The organism is Kribbella deserti (assembly GCF_042434725.1).
Taxonomy (GTDB): Bacteria; Actinomycetota; Actinomycetes; order Propionibacteriales; family Kribbellaceae; genus Kribbella; species Kribbella deserti.
Map to the genome: position 1 here is coordinate 264237 of NZ_JBHLTC010000018.1, position 20416 is coordinate 284652.

At 68.8% G+C, this 20416-nt stretch carries 18 protein-coding genes; 10 read left to right on the forward strand and 8 right to left on the reverse strand.

Features of this window, described 5'->3' with window-relative positions:
- Genes ACFFGN_RS14535 through tkt form a run of 5 tightly spaced genes read right to left on the reverse strand, consistent with a single transcriptional unit; the run spans position 1 to position 7680 of the window.
- The gene (locus ACFFGN_RS14535) at positions 1-1146 is read right to left on the reverse strand and encodes a glucose-6-phosphate dehydrogenase assembly protein OpcA (RefSeq protein ID WP_380047559.1); all 1146 of its coding nucleotides are present in this window, start codon (positions 1144-1146) and stop codon (positions 1-3) included.
- Positions 1143-2699, reverse strand: coding sequence for a glucose-6-phosphate dehydrogenase (zwf, locus tag ACFFGN_RS14540; protein WP_380047561.1), 1557 nt, complete (start codon positions 2697-2699; stop codon positions 1143-1145). The genes ACFFGN_RS14535 and zwf overlap by 4 nt, the downstream gene beginning before the upstream one ends.
- Positions 2696-4315, reverse strand: coding sequence for a phosphoglucose isomerase-related protein (locus tag ACFFGN_RS14545; protein ID WP_380047563.1), 1620 nt, complete (start codon positions 4313-4315; stop codon positions 2696-2698). The genes zwf and ACFFGN_RS14545 overlap by 4 nt, the downstream gene beginning before the upstream one ends.
- Positions 4309-5430, reverse strand: a complete 1122-nt coding sequence (tal, locus tag ACFFGN_RS14550) for a transaldolase (protein WP_380047565.1) — start codon at positions 5428-5430, stop codon at positions 4309-4311. The genes ACFFGN_RS14545 and tal overlap by 7 nt, the downstream gene beginning before the upstream one ends.
- 36 nt (positions 5431-5466) lie before the next feature.
- Positions 5467-7680 carry a transketolase gene (gene tkt, locus ACFFGN_RS14555; protein WP_446685193.1) on the reverse strand — a complete coding sequence of 738 codons (2214 nt, stop codon included), beginning with the start codon at positions 7678-7680 and terminating at the stop codon, positions 5467-5469.
- 439 nt (positions 7681-8119) lie between these two features.
- On the opposite strand from tkt, the gene ACFFGN_RS14560 reads away from it, so the two are divergent.
- The 3 genes from ACFFGN_RS14560 (at position 8120) to ACFFGN_RS14570 (ending at position 11030) form a co-directional block, all read left to right on the forward strand.
- On the forward strand, positions 8120-9031 hold the full coding sequence (locus tag ACFFGN_RS14560) for a heme o synthase (RefSeq protein WP_380048738.1): 912 nt from the start codon (positions 8120-8122) through the stop codon (positions 9029-9031).
- A 266-nt stretch (positions 9032-9297) separates the two neighbouring features.
- On the forward strand, positions 9298-10275 hold the full coding sequence (locus ACFFGN_RS14565; RefSeq protein ID WP_380047567.1) for a type IV toxin-antitoxin system AbiEi family antitoxin domain-containing protein: 978 nt from the start codon (positions 9298-9300) through the stop codon (positions 10273-10275).
- A gap of 89 nt (positions 10276-10364) precedes the next feature.
- Positions 10365-11030: a hypothetical protein gene (locus ACFFGN_RS14570; protein ID WP_380047569.1), complete on the forward strand. Its 666-nt coding sequence runs from the start codon at positions 10365-10367 to the stop codon at positions 11028-11030.
- A gap of 470 nt (positions 11031-11500) precedes the next feature.
- Here the strand turns inward: ACFFGN_RS14570 and ACFFGN_RS14575 are convergent, their stop codons facing one another.
- The 3 genes from ACFFGN_RS14575 to ACFFGN_RS14585 are packed head-to-tail and all read right to left on the reverse strand — an operon-like array spanning position 11501 to position 13990.
- Positions 11501-12427, reverse strand: coding sequence for a COX15/CtaA family protein (locus tag ACFFGN_RS14575; protein WP_380047571.1), 927 nt, complete (start codon positions 12425-12427; stop codon positions 11501-11503).
- A gap of 37 nt (positions 12428-12464) precedes the next feature.
- Positions 12465-13274, reverse strand: coding sequence for an ABC transporter permease (locus tag ACFFGN_RS14580; protein WP_380047573.1), 810 nt, complete (start codon positions 13272-13274; stop codon positions 12465-12467).
- Positions 13271-13990, reverse strand: coding sequence for an ABC transporter ATP-binding protein (locus tag ACFFGN_RS14585; protein WP_380047575.1), 720 nt, complete (start codon positions 13988-13990; stop codon positions 13271-13273). The genes ACFFGN_RS14580 and ACFFGN_RS14585 overlap by 4 nt, the downstream gene beginning before the upstream one ends.
- A 173-nt stretch (positions 13991-14163) precedes the next feature.
- Between ACFFGN_RS14585 and ACFFGN_RS14590 the strand changes: the two genes are divergently transcribed.
- Genes ACFFGN_RS14590 through sufU form a run of 7 tightly spaced genes read left to right on the forward strand, consistent with a single transcriptional unit; the run spans position 14164 to position 20359 of the window.
- Entirely contained in the window at positions 14164-14892 is a 729-nt protein-coding gene (locus ACFFGN_RS14590; protein ID WP_380047578.1) for a helix-turn-helix transcriptional regulator, read from the forward strand.
- Positions 14889-16301, forward strand: a complete 1413-nt coding sequence (gene sufB, locus ACFFGN_RS14595) for a Fe-S cluster assembly protein SufB (protein WP_380047581.1) — start codon at positions 14889-14891, stop codon at positions 16299-16301. Before ACFFGN_RS14590 ends, sufB begins: the two co-directional genes overlap by 4 nt.
- Positions 16301-17506: a Fe-S cluster assembly protein SufD gene (gene sufD / locus ACFFGN_RS14600; RefSeq protein ID WP_380047583.1), complete on the forward strand. Its 1206-nt coding sequence runs from the start codon at positions 16301-16303 to the stop codon at positions 17504-17506. The genes sufB and sufD overlap by 1 nt, the downstream gene beginning before the upstream one ends.
- Positions 17506-17841, forward strand: coding sequence for a non-heme iron oxygenase ferredoxin subunit (locus ACFFGN_RS14605; protein WP_380047585.1), 336 nt, complete (start codon positions 17506-17508; stop codon positions 17839-17841). The genes sufD and ACFFGN_RS14605 overlap by 1 nt, the downstream gene beginning before the upstream one ends.
- Before the next feature lie 27 nt (positions 17842-17868).
- A complete protein-coding gene (sufC, locus tag ACFFGN_RS14610; RefSeq protein ID WP_380047587.1) occupies positions 17869-18633 on the forward strand; it encodes a Fe-S cluster assembly ATPase SufC in 765 nt (254 codons plus the stop codon).
- The gene (locus tag ACFFGN_RS14615; protein WP_380047589.1) at positions 18630-19886 is read left to right on the forward strand and encodes an aminotransferase class V-fold PLP-dependent enzyme; all 1257 of its coding nucleotides are present in this window, start codon (positions 18630-18632) and stop codon (positions 19884-19886) included. The genes sufC and ACFFGN_RS14615 overlap by 4 nt, the downstream gene beginning before the upstream one ends.
- A gap of 5 nt (positions 19887-19891) precedes the next feature.
- Complete coding sequence (gene sufU, locus ACFFGN_RS14620; protein WP_380047591.1) at positions 19892-20359, forward strand: Fe-S cluster assembly sulfur transfer protein SufU; 468 nt, start codon at positions 19892-19894, stop codon at positions 20357-20359.
- Positions 20360-20416: the final 57 nt, after the last annotated feature.

Consider the following 20416-nt stretch of genomic DNA (forward strand, 5'->3'; position numbering starts at 1 on the left):
CTACTTGGCCGCCTTCTTCTGCCCAGCAGCCTTCTTCACCGGCGTCTTCTTGGCCGCAGCCTTACCGCCGGTCGCCTTCGCCGCGGAGGGTTTGGCGGCAGAAGTGGTGGTCTTCTTGCCCGGAGCCGGCTTGCTGGTCGTGGTCTTGACCGGTGCGTTCGCCGTCTTGGCCGCGGCCTTCTTCGCCGTGGCGTGCGTCGAACGGCGCTGTTCCGGCGCCACCTTCTTGGCGTCGGCGGGCAGCTTTTCCCGCTCGACCAGGTAGCTCAGCGTGCGCGCGTAGACGTCGTCCGGGTCGAGCCGCCGCAGTTCCTCGCTCAGCAACTCCGCCGTACTCCGCCGCTTCAGCGCGACCGGCCGGTCCGGCTGACCCGGGATGCTGAACGTCGCGACAGCGCCGTCCGGCCGGGTCAACGCGATCGGTCCGGCAGGCGTGAAGAGCCGCACGGCGGTCAGACCGGGACCGCGCGACGCCTTCTGCTCGACTGGAATCTGCAAGCGGCTCTGCAGCCAGGCGGCCATCAGGTCAGCGCTGGCGTTGCCCTTGGCCGAGACGACCTCGGCGCCGGTGACCTCGGTCGGGAACTGGTCCAGCGCGGCGGCCATCAACGCCCGCCACGGCGTCAGCCGCGACCAGGCGAAGTCGGTGTCGCCCGGGGCGTATCCCTCGGCGCGGGCGGTGAAGTCGACAGAGCCCCGGCGAGTTGCCGCCGCGTCGGTGACCCGGCGACGCGCCAGCGCGCCCAGCGGGTCCTCGTGCGGCACCTTGGGCCCGCCGCCCGGCCACCAGACGATGACGGGGGAGTCGGGCAGCAGCAGTGGCGTGACCACCGACTGTGGCTCCTTCGCGAGCTCACCGTGCAGCCGCAGCAGTACGGCCTCACCCGGCACGCCCTCGCCGACGCGAACCTCCGCGTCGAGACCGCTCGGGCCCCGGCCGGGCCGCAGGATCGCGACCAGGACGCGGGACGGGTGCTCACGGCCGGCCTCGTTCGCCGCCTTGAGCGCGTCGTGATGCGAGGCCTCGTCGACCACGACCACGATGGTGCCGATCATGCCCATCGCCGGGCTGCCCGCGTTGCGCCGGGCCTTCAGCAGGGCCGAGGCGATCTGGCTGGACGTCGTATCGGTCAGATCGATGATCATGGCCGCCTCCAGGCGCGTCCGTCACGAGCGAGCATCGCGTGCGCCGAGTCCGGACCCCAGTCGCCGGACTCGTACTGCTCGGGCTTGCCGTTATCGGCCCAGTAGTTGATCACCGGGTCGAGGATCTTCCAGCCGAGTTCGACCTCGGTGTGCTGCGGGAACAACGGCGGATCGCCGAGCAGTACGTCCAGGATCAACCGCTCGTAGGCCTCCGGAGACGACTCGGTGAACGAGCCGCCGTACGCGAAGTCCATGTTCACGTCGCGGATCTCCATGGCGGTTCCGGGCACCTTCGCCCCGAACCGCATGGTGATGCCCTCGTCGGGCTGGATCCGCATCACCAGGGCGTTCTGGCCGAGTTCCTCGGTCTCCGTCGCGGTGAACGGCAGGTGCGGCGCGCGCTTGAACATCACGGCCACCTCCGTCACCCGGCGGCCGAGGCGCTTACCGGTACGCAGGTAGAACGGCACACCGGCCCAGCGGCGGGTGTCGACGTCCACGCGGATCGCGGCGAAGGTCTCGGTCGCGGACTCGGCCGGAATGCCGTCCTCCTGCAGATAACCCTTGACCTTCGAGCCACCCGCCCAGCCGGCGGCGTACTGCCCGCGGGCCGTATGCAGGTCGAGGCGATCGGGCAGTTTGACCGCCGCGAGCACCTTCTTCTTCTCCTGGCGCAGCGACCACGCGTCGAAGCTGACCGGCTCCTCCATCGCGGTGAGCGCGAGCAGCTGCAGCAGGTGGTTCTGGATCACGTCGCGCGCGGCGCCGATGCCGTCGTAGTAGCCGGCGCGGCCGCCGATACCGATGTCCTCGGCCATCGTGATCTGCACATGATCGACGTAGTGGCTGTTCCAGACCGGCTCGAACATCGAGTTGGCGAACCGCAGCGCCAGCATGTTCTGAACGGTTTCCTTGCCCAGGTAGTGATCGATGCGGAACACCGCCTGCGGCGGGAACACGCTCTCGACCACCTTGTTCAGCTCGCGCGCGCTCTGCAGGTCGTGCCCGAACGGCTTCTCGATGACGACCCGGCGCCACGAGCCCGGTACGTCGTCGGCGAGACCGTGCTCGGACAGCTGCTCCACCACCGTCGGGAACAGGCCCGGCGGGATCGACAGGTAGAACGCGTGGTTACCACCGGTGCCGCGGTTGACGTCGAGTTCGTCGACGGTCTCCCGCAGCCGCTTGAAGGCCTCGTCGTCGTCGAGCTCGCCGGGAACGAACCGGAAGCCCTCCGCGAGCTGCTGCCAGACCTCCTCGCGGAACGGCGTCCGCGCGTGCTCCTTGACGGAGTCGTGCACGATCTGCGCGAAGTCCTGGTTGGAGTAGTCGCGCCGGGCGAACCCGACCAGCGCGAAGCCCGGCGGCAGCAGGCCACGGTTGGCCAGGTCGTACACCGCGGGCATCAGCTTCTTGCGGGCCAGGTCGCCGGTGACGCCGAAGATCACCAGGCTGCAGGGCCCGGCGATCCGGGGGAGTCGCCGGTCCTGCGGGTCCCGGAGGGGGTTCACCGGGGGCAGCGGCAAACCATCCTCGTCGAGCTCTACGGTCATTCCCCGCCGTCCCTCTTGTCGTGTGCGTTGAGAAGCGAGATCAACTGCTGTACGCCGGCCTGCGGGTCGGTCAGATGCAGGCGGAGCACCGGACGGCCACGCTCGGCCAGCACCTTCGCGTCACCCGCGGCCTGGGCCGAGATGAGCGTGCCGAAGCTGAACGGCCGGTCCGGGATGTCGACGTCGGCCGACTCCTGACCGGTGATCTGCAGGAAGACGCCCTGCGGATGTCCGCCCTTGTGGTACTGCCCGGTGGAGTGCAGGAACCGCGGACCCCAGCCGAAGGTGACCGGTCGCCCGGTCTTCGCCGCGAGGGCCGGACGAATCGCCAGCAGGTTCTCGTCGCGCTCGGAATCCAGGTAAGCCATGACGGCGAGATATCCGTCGTCCGGCAGCTTGCCGAGCAGCGTGTCGAGCGCGGCTTCGAGGGTGTCCACCGAGTCGAGCAGGCCCTCCGAACCACGAACCTCGACCACGCCGTCGCTGAACGCGGCGGCCTCTGGCTCGGGCTGTGCGTCCAGCAGAGCGCGTGCGGCGTTCTTGGCGGCCTCCACGTCCGGCTGGTCGAACGGGTTGATCCCGAGCAGGTAACCCGCAACGGCCGTGGCGGTCTCCCACAACAGCAGCTGCCCACCGAGCGAACCCGACGTGACCAGGGACGGGATGTAGCTCGCCGCATCGGTCTTCTGCGCGTCGGCGACGAGCACGGCTCGGGTGAGATCCGCGGCCGAGCTGTGCAGCTCGGGCGCGTGCAAGCCCTTCACCGCGACCGGCAGTACGCCGGTGCCGTTCTTGCCGGTGCTCTCCGCGATGAGCTGCTCGGCCCAGTCGGGGAACCCGGCGATGGGGGAGTCGTCCGTCGCGATGATCACCTTGTCGCGCCCCTGGCTCGCGGCCAGGACAGCACCGAGCACGAGGGCCGGGTTGTCCGGGCTGTCCGCCTGCAGGGCCGGAGCCGCCTCAGCGGCCTGGTCCAGCAGCTCGGCCACGTCCGCGCCGGCCAGTGCCGACGGGACCAGGCCGAACGCGGTGAGCGCGCTGTAGCGCCCGCCCACGTTCGGGTCGGCCAGGAACGTCTTGCGATAGCCCTCGTCGGCCGACAGCTGCTCGAACGGCGAACCCGGGTCGGTGACCACGACCACCCGGCTGGCAGCGTCGATCCCGGCCTCGGTGAAAGCCTGGATGAACGCGCGCCGCTGGCTGTCGGTCTCGACCGTGCCGCCGGACTTGCTGGACACGACGATCACCGTGCGCTGCAGATCTCCGGCCAGGGCCCGGGCGATCACGCTCGGATTGGTGGAGTCCAGTACGACGAGCTCAACGCCGGCGGTCCGGGTGATGACCTCCGGCGCCAGGGACGAACCGCCCATACCGCAGAGCACGATCCGGTCCAGGCCCTCGGCCCGCAGATCGGCCTGCAGCGCCTCGATCTCGGCCAGCAACGGCCGGCTCGTCTCGTGCAGGTCGACCCAGTTGAGCCGGATGGACGACTCGGACTCCGCCTCGGGACCCCAGATGGTGGCGTCCTTGGCGGCGATCCGGGAGGCGATCTTGTCCGCGACGAGCTTGTCGACGGTTGCCGACCAGTCGCCGCCGGACGGAACGACCGTCACCACTTGGCGTCCTTGAGGGCGCCGGTGACCGTGTCGAGCAGCTCGGTCCAGGAGGCCTCGAACTTGCTCAGGCCTTCGTCCTCGAGCTGCTGCACGACCTCGTCGTACGAAACGCCGAGGGCCTCGAGGTCCGCGATCACCTTGCGGGCCTCGTCGTACGTGCCGCGCACGGTGTCACCGCTGACCTCGCCGTGATCCGCGAACGCGTCGATCGTTGCCTGCGGCATCGTGTTGACCACACCGCGGGTGACCAGCTGGTCGACGTACAGGGTGTCCGGGTACGCCGGGTCCTTGACGCCGGTGGACGCCCACAGCGGGCGCTGCGGCTTGGCCCCGGCGGTCTCGAGCTCGCGCCAGCGGTCCGAGGCGAAGACCTCCTCGTACGCCTCGAAGGCCAGGCGGGCGTTCGCGATCGCGGCCTTGCCCTTGAGCGCCTTGGCCTCGTCCGAACCGATCGCGTCCAGGCGCTTGTCGATCTCGGTGTCGACCCGGCTGACGAAGAACGACGCCACGCTGGCGAGCTTCGTCACGTCGTGGCCGTTGTCGATCGCCTTCTCGACACCGGCCAGGAAGGCCTCCATCACCGCGCGGTAGCGCTCGAGCGAGAAGATCAGCGTCACGTTGACACTGATGCCTTCGGCAAGCACCGCGGTGATCGCCGGCAGACCCGCCTTGGTGGCCGGGATCTTGATGAAGACGTTCTCCCGGCCGACGATGCCCCACAGGGTCTTGGCCTCGTCGATCGTTTTATCGGTCTCGCGGGCCAGCCGCGGGTCGACCTCGATCGAGACCCGGCCGTCCACGCTGTCGGTGTCGTCGTACACCGGCTTGAACAGGTCGGCGCCGGCGCGCACGTCATCGGTGGTGATGACCCGCACGGCGTCCTCGGTGGACGTACCGGCCTGGGCCAGCGCGACCACCTGCTCGGCGTACGGGCTGTCCTCCTTGGTGGCGGTGGACAGCGCCTTGGCGAAGATCGTCGGGTTGGTGGTCACACCGCTGATGTGCTGGTCCTGGATCAGCTTGGCCAGCCCGCCACTGCTGATGCGGTCGCGGGACAGGTCGTCAAGCCAGATGGAAACGCCGGCGTCGGCGAGTGCTTTCAATCGGTCATTCATGTCCGAAGCCCTCCGAGATGTTCTGTTGTGAGTGGTTCAGTTGCGCTCGTTGGTGGCGTCGGCGTCCGGGTCGGCGCTCACGCTGGCGTCGTCGCCGGGGCCCACGGGACCGGCGGGCCGGCGCTGCGCGGAAACGCCCGCGCCACCCAGCTCGGCGGCCGCGGCGATGCTGTCCCGCGCGGCCTGCACGACCGCGTCGGCGGTGATGCCGAACTCGCTGAACAGCACCTTGTAGTCCGCCGAGGCACCGAAGTGCTCCAGGCTCACGCTGCGGCCGGCGTCACCGACCACCTCGCGCCAGCCCAGCGCGATACCGGCCTCGACCGAGACCCGGGCCCGCACCGACGGCGGAATGACCTCGTCGCGGTACGACGCGTCCTGCTCGTCGAACCACTCGCGGCACACCATCGAGACGACGCGCGCCTGCACGCCCTGTTCGGCCAGCTTCGTGCGGGCCTCGACGGCCAGCTGCAGCTCCGAACCGGTCGCGATCAGGACCACGTCGGGCGTGCCCTCGGTGTCGAGCAGGGTGTAACCACCCTTGGCAACGCCCTCGGTGGTCGCGAAACCCTCCGTACCGCGCGGGTACGTCGGCACGTTCTGCCGGGTCAGCGCCAGCGCGGCCGGGCGGTCGGTGTTCTCCAGTACGGCCTTCCAGGCGGCGGCGGTCTCGTTGGCGTCGCCGGGGCGGACCACGTCCAGGCCCGGGATCGCGCGCAGCGAGGCGAGGTGCTCGACCGGCTGGTGCGTCGGACCGTCCTCGCCGAGACCGATCGAATCGTGCGTCCACACGTAGGTGACGGGCAGCTTCATCAGCGCCGCCAGCCGGACCGACGGGCGCATGTAGTCGCTGAACACCAGGAAGGTGCCGCCGTAGGGCCGCGTGCCACCGTGCAGCGCGATGCCGTTCAGGATGGCGCCCATGCCGTGCTCGCGGATACCGAAGTGCAGCACCCGGCCGTACTCGTTGCCCTGGTACTCCTTGGTGGCGTGCTCGGCCGGAATGAACGACGGCTCACCCTTGGGGGTGGTGTTGTTCGAACCGGCGAGGTCGGCCGAACCGCCCCACAGCTCGGGCAGCTTCGGCGCCAGCGCGCTGAGCGTGTCACCCGAGGCGGACCGGGTGGCGACACCCTTCGCGTCGGCCTCCCAGCTCGGCAGCGCGTCGGCCCAGCCCGCGGGCAGCTCGCGCTTTTCCAGCCGCTGGAACAACTCGGCGCGCTCGGCCGAGGCGCTCGCCCAGGCGTCGTACTTCTGCTGCCACTCGGTCTGCAGGGCGGTACCGCGCTCGACAGCCTTGCGGGTGTGCTCGATCACGTCGGCGGCGACGTCGAACGTCTTCTCTGGGTCGTACCCGAGGACCTTCTTGGTGGCGGCGACCTCGTCGGCACCGAGGGCCGAACCGTGGATCTTGCCGGTGTTCTGCTTGTTCGGGGCGGGCCAGCCGATGATCGTGCGCAGCCGGATGAAGCTCGGCTTGTCGGTGACCGCGTTACCGGCCTGGATCGCGTCGTACAGGGCCTGGACGTTCTCCTCGTAGCCCGTGCCGTCGTTGGTCCAGTCGACCTCGCGCACATCCCAGCCGTACGCGGCGTAGCGGGCGGCGACGTCCTCGGTGAACGCGATGGCGGTGTCGTCCTCGATCGAGATCCGGTTGTCGTCCCAGATCAGCGTCAGGTTGCCCAGCTGCTGGTGCCCGGCGAGCGAGGAGGCCTCGCTGGCGACACCTTCCTCCAAGTCACCGTCCGACGCGATCGCGTAGATGTGGTGGTCGAACAGGCTCTCGCCCTTGGCGGTGTCCGGATCGAACAGGCCGCGCTCGCGGCGGGCCGCCATCGCCATCCCGACCGCGTTGCCGACACCCTGGCCGAGCGGCCCGGTGGTGGTCTCGACGCCCTTGGTGTGCCCGTGCTCGGGGTGACCCGGCGTCAGGCTGCCCCAGGTGCGCAGCGCCTTCAGGTCGTCCAGCTCCAGGCCGAAGCCGGCCAGGTACAGCTGGATGTAGAGCGTCAGGCTGGAATGCCCGCACGAGAGCACGAACCGGTCGCGCCCGGCCCAGGTCGGATCCGCGGGGTTGTGCCGCATCACCTTCTGGAACAGCAGGTACGCCGCCGGGGCGAGGCTCATCGCGGTACCCGGATGGCCGTTGCCCACCTTCTCCACGGCGTCCATGGCGAGCACCCGCACGGTGTCGACGGCACGCTGGTCGAGGTCGGTCCAGTCAAGCTCGGGGGTGGTCTTCTCCGTCACGCCGGCGGCGCTCCTCTCACAAAGCTTCGGCACGTAGCGGCGAGCGATTCCGGGAGCGTCCGTAGCACGTTTCCGTGCCGCTGACCACGCCCCCGCGCGTCACCGGAAGCGAGCCTACTCGCCTGGAAGGACAGTGCCTTCCACCCCTCGCCAACCGTCACGAGGTCTTCATTTGTTCCCGTGCCCCCGAAGCCGCCCGGACATGCATCGAATGCCTGTCGCTCCAACGGTCCCGGGACGTCGAGGGTGAGTTGTGCTACATAAGTCCGGGGCGCTGGGGGTGGGCGGTGCGGGAGCACTGTCCTGGCGGTCGTAGACTGTCGAATCGTCAGCGCCGGATCGCCGGCGTCAGTTCAATTCGCTCGAGGTGTTCGTGACGGCCGTCGACCCGCGTGAAGCCGCGACGACGTCGTACCCGGAGACGCCGCCTTCCTTCGACCTGGCAACCGCTGAGCTGCCGCGTCCGTCGGTCCGCGACATCGTCGGTGCGTACGTTGCCCTGACCAAGCCGCGCATCATCGAGTTGCTCCTGGTCACCACCGTGCCGGTGATGTTCCTGGCCGCCAACGGAGTGCCCGCGCTCGGCGTGGTCGCCGCCACCTTGCTCGGCGGCGTGCTGGCCTCCGGCAGCGCCAACACGATCAACTGCGTGCTGGACCGCGACATCGACGAGCAGATGCGCCGCACCCGGCGCCGCCCGTTGCCGCGGCACGCGATCTCACCTCGTTCGGCGATGACCTTCGGCATCGTGCTGGGCGTGCTCGCCACGCTCGAACTCGGCCTGCTGGTCAACTGGCTCTCGTCCGGCCTGGCCCTGGTGGCGAACCTGTTCTACGTGTTCGTCTACACGATCTGGCTCAAGCGCCGGACCGTGCAGAACATCGTCTGGGGCGGAATCGCCGGGTGTTTCCCGACGCTGATCGGCTGGACCGCGGTCACCAACTCGCTCGACTGGACGCCGTTCGTGCTCTTCGGCGTGGTGTTCTTCTGGACGCCGCCGCACACCTGGGCCCTGGCGATGCGCTACCGCGAGGACTACGCCTCGGTCGACGTACCGATGTTGCCCGTAGTCGCCACCCCGGTCGCGACCGCCCGCCAGATCTTCGCGTACAGCGTCGTGATGGTGATCACCTCCCTCGCGCTCTGGCCCGTCGCCGGCACCGGCTGGCTCTACCCCCTGGCCGCCGCCGCGCTGGCCGTCGTCTTCCTCCGCGAAGCGTGGGCCCTCCTGTCCCGCGCCCACACCGGAGCCGAAGGCGCCGCCCTCCGCCCAATGCGCCTCTTCCACTACAGCAACATCTACCTGGCCCTCCTCTTCGTAGCCGCCGCCGTAGACCCCCTCCTCCGCTAAACCCCGCCCAGCCCCCGGCCCCCGGCCCCCAGCCCTCGGCGTCCCGGCCTCCGGCCTCCGGCTTCCCGGCGCGGACCGTCCGCGGCTCCGGGCGCTTCGGCTAGCGGCTTTTTGCGTGGCTACCGGCTTTTGGTCGGGCCGCTACCGACTTTTGTGACGGCTACCCGGTTGCAGCCGGGTAGTGGCGCAAAAACTCGGCAGCGGGCGTTATCCACACCCGAACTGTCGGCTGTGCGGGGCCTGCCGGAACCCGGCATCTTCTCTGCATGAGACACAAACTGCAGGTGGTCGCCGACTGGCGGGGTGGCTGGTTCAGCCGCGCCGACGCGTTGTGCTGCGGCTACACCGATTCCGACATCCGAACCTTCGTGCGGACCGGCGCATGGACAAGGCTGTGCCGAGGCGCGTTCATGCTCGCCGAGCCAGACGGGGACCAGGCCCTCTGGCAGACGCAGCTCGAGCGTTATATCCGAATGTCGCAGGCGGTCTATCACCGGCTGGGCGGTCGAGCAGTGCTGAGCCACCAATCAGCGCTCGCCGTGCTCGGCGTGCCGGTCTCGTTGCTCGACCTGAGCCGGGTCCACGTGACCAGGTTCTCCGGCCATGGGCGTACGACGCCTGAGGTGGTCCAGCACGTTGGCGTGCCACCGGTGCGAGAGGTGCTGACGATCCGCGGAGCGGAGGTGATGCCCATGGCCCGCGCGGTGGTGGAGGCGATCCGCTTCGCCCGCTATCCGGTGGCGGTCTCTGTCGTGGATGCCGCTCTGCACTCCAGCCGTACGACGTCGGCGGAGCTGGCCGACGCGCTGACGCTGTTCGCCTCGCGAACGGGCATCCGTACGGCGGAGCGGGCGGTTCATTTCGCAGAGGCCCGCACGGAATCGGTGGGCGAATCACTATTGCGAGTGGTCATCGCGGAGCACGGCTTGCCGCCGCCCGTACCGCAGGCGGAGATCCATGACTCCGAGGGGCAGTTGGTGGGTCGGGTCGACTTCTTGTTCGCGGATTGGCGGGTGGTGGTGGAGTTCGATGGCGAAGCAAAATACCGGGGCACCGACGGCGCGGAGGCCGTCGTGGCCGAGAAGTGGCGAGAGGATCGGTTGCGAGGACTGGGATACCAAGTGGTTCGGGTGGCATGGCGGGATCTCGACCACCCGGCGGAGATTGTTGCCCGCATCAACCGTGCGAAGGCTCTGGCGAGAGCCAGCCCTGGCGTGGTGCCCGCCGCCGCGGGAGCCGGTTGACGTTTGCTGCCCGGAGATGGCGCGAATCTGTCGGTGTGTGGCGATTGAGCCAGTTCTCTTGGGGCGGGTGGGGCGCTACCGTCGCGCGCGTGACTAAATTTCTGCTGAGTTTGCATGTGGTGGTGGCGATTCTGGCGATTGGGCCGGTGACGGTGGCGGCCAGCATGTTTCCTGCCGCCACGCGCCAGGTTCTTGCCGCGCGGGCCGCGGGGAAGACGGGGGATGGGGAGGTCGCCAGTCTGCGGACGTTGTACCGGATCTGCCAGGTTTATGCCGGGCTGGGCATCGCCGTGCCGGTGTTCGGGTTCGCGACCGCCGGAAGTATGGGCGTTTTCGGGGACATCTGGGTGCAGGCGTCGATTGTGCTGACCGCTGCCGCCGCCGGCGTACTCGTCGTACTGGTCCTGCCCGGACAGCAGAGCATCCTTGCGTCCTTCACCACCTCCCCGGCCGACTCGCCCCAAGCAACGGCTACCGCACCCGAGACGACGGCTGCCTCGCCTCAGATGACGCCGGCCACATCTCAGACGTCCGCTGCTTCGCCTCACGCGACGGACGCGTCGCCTCAGGCCACGGAGGCGTCGCCTCAGGCGGCTGCTGACCCGGCAGATCCCAAGGTGGGGGCGTCTCAGGTGGCGGCCTACGCGCCGGTGACGCCTGGCCGGCTTGCGATGTACACGGGCATCTTCAACCTGCTCTGGGTAATCGTCACCGTGCTGATGATCGTCCGCCCCGGCTCCACCACCGGCGCTTAACGCCGGCCCATCCAGTCTGGCGGCCAATCCGGCCCGCACCTGGTCAGCCTGTCCACCAGGCGGCCAATCCGGCCTGCACCCGGCCGGCCCATCCAGTCTGGCGGCCAATCCAGCCCGCACTCGGCCAGCCTGTCCACCCGGCGGCTAATACCGCCCTGCACCCGGTCCGCCTGTCGACCCGGGCCAATCCATCCACCCGGCGGCCAATCCATCCACCTGGCGGCCAATCTGGCCTGCACCCGGTCAGCCTGTTCACCCGGCGGCTAATACCGCCCTGCACCCGGTCCGCCTGTCGACCCGGGCCGATCCGTCCACCTGGCGGCCGATCCGTCCACCCGGTGGCCAATCTCGCCGCCCCGGCGCCTAACGGTCAGCCCGGTCCACCCGGCGGTCTTCCGGCCGCGATGGCCGCGATGGCCGGGCCGGGCCGGGCTGGCTGGGCTGGGCGGTGGGGCGGGTTTGGCGAGGGGCTAGGTGGCGGGGGTGCCGCGTTCGCCGTAGACGGCGGTTACCAGGGCGATCAGGATGGCGGCGAAGGCCATGTGGAGGATTACGGCGAGGATCGGTAGGCCGGTGAAGTACTGGATGAAGCCGACCGCGCCCTGGATCAGCTCCATCGCGAGGAGCCAGGCCGCCATCTTGCGCAGGGTGCGCGAGGTGGCCGTGATGCGCGTGGCGATCACCAGCGCCACCGAGATGCCCAGCAGCAGGAAGACCGCATGCGCGTGCAACTGGCTGATCGTCACCTCGTCGAAGCCGGTCCGCGGTACGTCGGGATCACCCGCATGCGGGCCACTTCCGGTAACGACCGTGCCGAGTACGACGGTGATCCAGACCGCCGCGACGCAGAACGTGGCGAGGGCGCGTACGACCGGCGGCGTGTGCGGATAGGGGCTGGTCCGCGATCGCCGGAGCATGGCGACCGTCAGGGTGATGATCACCATCGAGACCAGGAAGTGGGCCGACACGACCCACGGGTTGAGGGCCATTCGCACGCTGATGCCGCCGATGATGGCCTGCAGCGGTACGCCGAGGGCCGCCGCGGTGGCGAGGCGGCGCAGATCGGTACGACGCGGCCGGTAGCGCATCACCGCGATCCACGTACCGATCGCGATGGCGGCGACCACGAAGCCGAGCAGGCGGTTGCCGAACTCGATGGCGCCGTGGATGCCGAGTTCGCCGTGCGGCACGTACGACTCTTCGGTGCAACGAGGCCACGTCGGGCAGCCGAGGCCCGAGCCGGTCAGGCGGACCAGGCCGCCGGTGATGACGATGCCGATGTTCGCGATGACCGAGGCCCAGGCCCACCGGCGGACCACGTCCAGGTTCGGCGCCGGGACGTACTTCCAAATACCGGTCACAGGCTCGGTCGCACGAGCCGGGGTCTCCGTGGTCACGGCCGCAGTCTAGGCAAGGCGTGCACCCGTCTTCGCGTCAGTCCCACCGGAACGTGCGGGAGACCACATAACCGAGCACCGCCGACCACAGCACCAGGGCCAGCGCGGCGGGCCACGGAACCACGCCCGCGAGGGTGGCATCCGACATCCCGCTCGACAGCGCGGCGCTCGGCAGCATCTTCACCAGAGTCTGCAGACCGGACGGATATTCGGTCACCGGCGTCATCACGGCACCACCGACCAGGAGCAGTAGATAGAGCAGGTTGGCCGCCGCCAGCGTGGCCTCGGCCCGGAACAGCCCGGCCATCAGCAAGCCCAGCGACGCGAAGGCCGCCGTACCGCAGAGAACCATCACCACAACGCCCAGGAAGGCGACGAAACCGCCGGAGGGCTTCCAGCCAAGAGCAAAACCCGCAGTGGCCAGTACGGCGATCTGCACGGCTTGCACCGCCAGAACGGCCCCGATCTTCCCAGCGAGTAGGCCTGTCCGAGACAGGGGAGACGCCCCAAGTCGCTTAATGACGCCATAGCGACGTTCGAAGCCCGTAGCGATCGCAAGCGACGTGAAGGAGCTCGAGAGCACAGCAAGCGCTAGAACTCGCGGTACGACCAGGTCGATCGTCCGGCCCTCGCCAAGCGGCAACCGGTCACCAAGGCCAGTACCGCCCAGGAGGAACAACAAGGTCAGCGGGATGACCAGAGCCAGGAGAAGCTGTTCGCCGTTCCGAAGCAGCAGGCGGAGCTCCATCCCGGCGTGGGCGAGCACCTTCTGTCGCCACGGCGCGGAGCCGGGCATCGGCGCGAAGGAACCCGAGAGGGCGTCCGGCACGCTGGGGGTTGTGATCATTCCGACTTCCGGGGATGGGTGAGCGAGAGGTACACGTCCTCGAGGGACCGGGCGCCCTGGTCGGTCAGCTCGCCCGGCGTTCCCGAGGCGATCACCTGCCCGGCGGACAGCACATGGATCTGGTCCGACAGCTGCTCGGCCTCGTCCATCGCGTGGGTGGTCAGCACCACGGTCACCCCGTCGGTGCGGAGTTCGCGGATCAGTTGCCAGATCTCGCGGCGGCCGTGCGGGTCGAGACCGGTGGTCGGTTCGTCCAGGAACGCGATCTCGGGCCGGCCCACGATGGCCAGGGCGAACGAGAGGCGCTGCTTCTGGCCACCGGACAACCGGCGGTACGGCGTCCGGCCGCAGCTGCCGAGCTCCAACCGGTCTGTGAGCATGCTCACGTCCAGCGGGTTCGAGTGCAGCGCGGCGACGTAGCGGAGCATTTCCAGGGCCCGTACGCCGGACCACGCGCCGCCTTCCTGCAGCATCACGCCGATCCGCGGCATCAGGGCGTCATGGTCGGCGATCGGGTCCAGCCCGAGCACGCGAACCTGGCCCGAGGTGGGCCGCCGGAAGCCCTCGCAGCTTTCCACCGTGGTGGTCTTACCAGCGCCGTTCGGCCCTAATACAGAGGTAACCGAGCCGGTCGCAACGGAAAGACTCAGGCCGTCTACGGCGGTCTTCTCGCCGTACCGGACGACGAGGTCGTGGATCTCCACCGCTGCTGGCACGCAAGCAGTGTAGGAAACTCCCGCCGTGTCCCGGCACTCAGGACGCCCCTGGCCGACCCTGAACCATCCCTGGTAGCAGCGAGCGACCAGCCGGAGACCGTACGGAACGAAAGGCCGTCGGGGTTAGGTTGCCCTTATTTGAAGGGCCTCCCGATTTACGCGACACTTGCGTTGTGAAAACTTCCGCGACGACCGGCAAGGCCCCAGCGGGCGCTTCCGCCGCGCGGGACGAGTCCACTCGCGACCGGGTTGCCCGGTCGATCCTGACCAACGGGCCGTCCAGCGCCGCGGTGCTCGCGGAGCGCCTGGAGCTTACGCCCGCCGCAGTCCGGCGGCACTTGGACCACCTGCTCGACGAGGGGCTGGTGATCGCCCGCGAGGAGCGCGTCTACGGCCCTCGCGGCCGCGGCCGCCCGGCCAAGGTGTTCTGCCTCACCGACACCGGCCGGCACGCGTTCCACCAGGCGTACGACGACCTGGCCGCGACCGCGCTGCACTTCATCGCCGAGTCCGGTGGTGAGGAGGCGGTGGCGGCGTTCGCGCGCCGCCGTGTGGCCGAGGTCGAGGTTCGTTACCGTGAGCTGCTCGAGGCCGCTCCGGAGGCGGAGAAGGCCGAGGTGCTCGCAAGGGCCCTGAGCGCCGACGGGTTCGCGGCCTCCGCGATGACCGCCGGTACCGGCGCCCAGCTGTGCCAGCACCACTGCCCGGTCGCCCACGTGGCCGAGCAGTTCCCCCAGTTGTGCGAGGCCGAGACCGAGGTATTCGCCCGGTTGCTCGGTAAGCACGTTCAGCGCCTGGCCACCATCGCGCATGGTGACGGCGTCTGCACCACACATATCCCCGGAGCCCCGGCTTCGGTTGCCCCTGTTTCCGACGGCGAATCTGCGAGGACTGCAAGATGACGCAAACCGCTCACCCCGAACTGGAAGGCCTCGGCAACTACCAGTACGGCTGGGCCGACTCCGATGCCGCCGGTGCTGTCGCCCAGCGCGGTATCAGTGCCGACGTGGTCCGGGGTATCTCCGGGCTGAAGAGCGAGCCGGAGTGGATGCTCGACCTGCGCCTCAAGGGTCTCAAGCTGTTCGACCGCAAGCCGATGCCGTCGTGGGGTGCCGACCTGTCCGGTATCGACTTCGACAACATCAAGTACTTCGTCCGCTCCACCGAGAAGCAGGCGACGAGCTGGGACGAGCTGCCCGACGACATCAAGAACACCTACGACAAGCTCGGCATCCCGGAGGCGGAGAAGCAGCGCCTGATCGCCGGTGTCGCCGCGCAGTACGAGTCCGAGGTCGTCTACCACCAGATCCGTGAGGACCTGGAGGAGCAGGGCGTCATCTTCGTCGACACCGACACCGGTCTGCGCGAGCACGAGGACCTCTTCCGGGAGTACTTCGGCTCGGTCATCCCGGTCGGCGACAACAAGTTCGCCGCGCTGAACACGGCGGTCTGGTCCGGCGGCTCGTTCATCTACGTGCCCAAGGGCGTGAAGGTGGACATCCCGCTGCAGGCCTACTTCCGGATCAACACCGAGAACATGGGCCAGTTCGAGCGGACCCTGATCATCGTCGACGAGGACGCCTACGTTCACTACGTCGAGGGCTGCACCGCGCCGATCTACAAGTCGGACTCGCTGCACTCCGCCGTGGTCGAGATCATCGTGAAGAAGGGCGCTCGCTGCCGCTACACGACGATCCAGAACTGGTCGAACAACGTCTACAACCTGGTCACCAAGCGCGCCACCTGCGAGGCCGGCGCGACGATGGAGTGGATCGACGGCAACATCGGTTCCAAGGTGACGATGAAGTACCCGGCCGTGTACCTGATGGGCGAGCACGCCAAGGGCGAGACGCTGTCGGTCGCGTTCGCGGGCGAGGGCCAGCACCAGGACGCCGGTTCGAAGATGGTGCACAACGCGCCGTACACCTCGAGCTCGATCGTGTCGAAGTCCGTCGCCCGTGGCGGTGGCCGGACGTCGTACCGCGGTCTGGTCGAGGTCGCGCCGGGCAGCCACCACAGCAAGTCCACGGTGCGCTGTGACGCGCTGCTGGTCGACACGATCAGCCGCTCGGACACGTACCCGTACGTCGACGTCCGCGAGGACGACGTCGCGATGGGCCACGAGGCCACGGTCTCGAAGGTCAGCGACGACCAGCTCTTCTACCTGATGAGCCGCGGTATGGCCGAGGACGAGGCGATGGCGATGATCGTCCGTGGCTTCATCGAGCCGATCGCCCGCGAGCTCCCGATGGAGTACGCGCTGGAACTGAACCGCCTGATCGAACTGCAGATGGAAGGGGCCGTCGGCTGATGTCAGCCACCGAAACCCTGGTTGCCACCGGCAACAAGGGCCACTCTCACGGTGCGGGGTCCGAGGTGCCCCTGCAGACCCGCAGCGAGCGCGTCGCGTCGTACGACGTGGCCGACTTCGCCGTGCCGCACGGGCGCGAGGAAGAGTGGCGTTTCACCCCGGTGAAGCTCCTCAAGGGTCTGTTCGCCGACGAGCCCGGCACCGAGTCCGTCAAGGTCGACGTGCAGGCGCCCGCGGGCGTGACGGTCGAGACCGTCGCGGCCGACGCGGTGCTGGCCGGCAAGCCGCAGGACCGGGCCGCCGTGGTGGCCTGGGCCCACGCGGAGAAGGCCGTCGCGGTGCGGGTTCCGGCCGACGCCGAGCTGACCGAGGCGGTGCACGTGAACGTCGCCGGTCTGGGTGGTCGCGGCTACAGCCACCTCATCGTCGACGCCGGCCGGCACAGCCGCGCGACCGTGATCATCGACCACAGCGGCGCCGGTGAGTTCGGCGGCAACGTGGAGATCGTGGTCGGCGACGGCGCCGAGCTGCGCGTGGTCAGCATTCAGTCCGGTGACTCCGAGTCGATCCACCTGGCCCAGCACGACGCCAAGGTCGGCCGGGACGCCAAGCTGAACCACGTCGTGGTCACGCTCGGCGGCAAGCTGGTCCGCGTCTCGACCAACGTGATGTACGCCGGTCCCGGCGGTGACGCCGAACTGCTCGGGGTCTACTTCCCCGAGACCGGTCAGCACCACGAGCACCGGTTGTTCGTCGACCACGAGGCCACCAACTGCAAGAGCAACGTGCTCTACAAGGGCGCGCTCGCCGGTGAGTCGGCCCGTTCGGTATGGATCGGCGACGTGCTGATCCGCGCGGCTGCCGAAGGCACCGACACGTTCGAGCTGAACCGGAACCTGGTGCTCACCGACGGCGCGCGCGCCGACTCGGTGCCGAACCTGGAGATCGAGACCGGTGAGATCGAGGGTGCGGGTCACGCCTCGGCGACCGGCCGGTTCGACGACGAGCAGCTGTTCTACCTGCAGGCCCGGGGCATTCCCGAGGACGAGGCCCGCCGCCTGGTGGTGTCCGGCTTCTTCAACGACATCATCGGCCGGATCGGCGTGCCCGAGGTGATCGAGCGCCTGCACGAGGTGATCGAGCAGAAGCTGGCCCGCGCGGCGACGTTGTCCGCCGAGGCCTCGGCTGGAGCCGGCCAGCGCTGATGAGCGACAGTTTCGAGCGTGCCTGCGCGCTGGCCGACCTGACCGACGAGAGTGTTGTCGCGGTCGAGGTCGGCGGCGTGGAGGTCGCCGTCGTGAAGAGCGAGGGCCAGGTCTTCGCGGTGCGGGACGAGTGCTCGCACGCGCAGATCCAGCTGTCGGAAGGCGATGTCGGCAACTGCGAGATCGAGTGCTGGCTGCACGGCTCGCGCTTCGATCTGCGCACCGGCGAACCGCTCAGCCTGCCGGCCTACGACCCGGTACCGGTCTATCCGGTGCGAGTCGATGGCGACGACGTGCTGGTCGACGTCAAGAACCCCCTGAATCAAGCGTCCTGAATGAACTACGGAGATAAGAAGATTCCCATGGCGAAGCTCGAGATCCGCGACCTGCACGTGTCGGTCGACACCGAGAACGGCCCGAAGGAGATCCTGCGGGGCGTCGACCTGACCATCAACGGTGGTGAGACGCACGCGATCATGGGCCCGAACGGCTCCGGCAAGTCGACGCTGGCGTACTCGATCGCCGGACACCCGAAGTACAACATCACCAGCGGTTCGGTGACGCTCGACGGCGAAGACGTGCTCGACATGGCCGTCGACGAGCGCGCCCGGGCCGGGCTGTTCCTCGCCATGCAGTACCCGGTCGAGGTGCCGGGTGTCTCGGTGTCGAACTTCCTGCGTACCGCGAAGACCGCCATCGACGGCGAGGCGCCCAAGCTTCGCACCTGGGTCAAGGATGTCAACAAGGCGCTCAGCGACCTGGAGATGGACCCGGACTTCGCGCAGCGCAACGTGAACGAGGGCTTCTCCGGTGGTGAGAAGAAGCGCCACGAGATCGTTCAGCTCGAGCTGCTCAACCCGAAGATCGCGATCCTCGACGAGACCGACTCCGGCCTCGACATCGACGCGCTGAAGATCGTTTCCACCGGCGTCAACCGCTTCGCCGAGCAGGGTGACAAGGGCGTACTGCTGATCACCCACTACACGCGGATCCTGCGCTACATCAAGCCGGACTTCGTGCACGTGTTCGTCGACGGCCGGATCGCCGAAGAGGGTGGCCCGGAGCTGGCCGACGAGCTCGAGGCCAACGGTTACGAGCGGTTCCTGAAGGCGAGCGCGCAGGCATGACCTCTACCCGGACCTTCAGCAGCCCGCTGGACCTGCAGTCGGTCCGGGCGGACTTCCCGATCCTCGGGCGCGAGCTGGCGGGCGGTTACCCCCTGACGTACCTGGACTCGGCGAATTCCTCGCAGAAGCCGGTCCAGGTCGTCGACGCCATCCGCGCGCACTACCTCGAGCACAACGCGAACGTGGCTCGCGCCATGCACCAGCTCGGTGCCGAGGCCACGGCCGCGTTCGAGGGTGCCCGGGACAAGGTGGCGTCGTTCATCGGCGCGCCCTCGCGGGACGAGATCATCTTCACCAAGAACGCCTCCGAGGCGCTCAACCTGGCGGCGCACACGTTGACCGCCGGGCTGAAGCCGGGTGACGAGGTGGTGATCTCCGAGATGGAGCACCACTCGAACATCGTGCCCTGGCAGCTCGCCTGTGAGCGGACCGGCGCCACGCTGCGCTGGTTCGGCGTCACCGACGAGGGCCGGCTCGACCTGTCTCAGATCGACACGTTGATCAACGAGCGGACCAAGGTCGTCTCGCTGGCCTGGGTGTCGAACGCGCTCGGCACGATCAACCCGGTCAAGGAGATCGCCGCGAAGGTGCACGCCGTCGGCGCGCTCCTGGTGGTCGACGCCTCGCAGGCGGTTCCGCAGTTCGCGGTGGACGTTTCGACGCTGGGCGCGGACCTGCTGGCCTTCACCGGTCACAAGGCGGTCGGCCCGACGGGTATCGGCGTGCTCTGGGGCCGGTACGACCTGCTCGCCTCGTTGCCGCCGTTCCTCGGTGGTGGCGAGATGATCGAGGTCGTCCGGATGACCGGCTCGACGTATGCCGCTCCGCCCGCGCGTTTCGAGGCCGGTACGCCGCCGATCGCGCAGGCCGTCGGTCTCGGCGCGGCGCTGGACTACCTGTCCGGGATCGGCATGGACAAGGTCGCGGCGCACGAACAGGCCATCACGGCGTATGCGCTGGAAGGCCTGCTGAGCGTGCCCGGGCTGAAGATTCTCGGGCCGACCGACATCGCGAACCGCGGTGGCGCGATCAGCTTCGAGCTCGACGGTGTTCACCCGCACGACGTGGCCACGGTGCTCGACACCCGCGGTATCGCCGTCCGGGCCGGGCATCACTGCGCACGGCCGGTGCACGAGCGCTTCGGCGTACAGTCCTCGACCCGCGCGTCCTTCTACCTCTACACGACGCCGGAGGAGGTCGACGCGCTGGTCGACGGCCTCGGCTTCGTTCGATCGTTCTTCAAGGTGGCCTGAGGCGTATGCAGCTGGAATCGCTGTACCAGGAGATCATCCTGGATCACTACCGCAGCCCGCATCACGCGGGACTGTCCGATCCGTACGACGTCGAGGTGCACCACGTGAACCCGTCCTGCGGCGACGAGGTCACCCTGCGCGTCGAGCTCGACGGTGACACCGTGACCGCGGTGACGCACGCCAGCGTCGGCTGCTCGATCAGCCAGGCCTCCACCTCGGTGATGACCGACCTGGTCATCGGTAAGCCGGTGGCCGAGGGCATGGCGACGTACGAGAAGTTCCTCGAGCTGATGCAGGGCCGGGGGAATGTCGAGCCGGACGAAGAAGTTCTTGAGGATGGCGTCGCCTTCGCGGGTGTCGCGCAGTTCCCGGCCCGGGTGAAGTGCGCCCTGCTGGGCTGGTCGGCCTGGCGGGACGCCACCGCGCAGGCCCTGGCCAAGACCGATAACAAGTCTGGAGTTAGCAATGCCTGAGACCGAGCAGATCGATACCACCGACGAGGTGGCGGCTTCGGCTGCGACGGCTCCCGC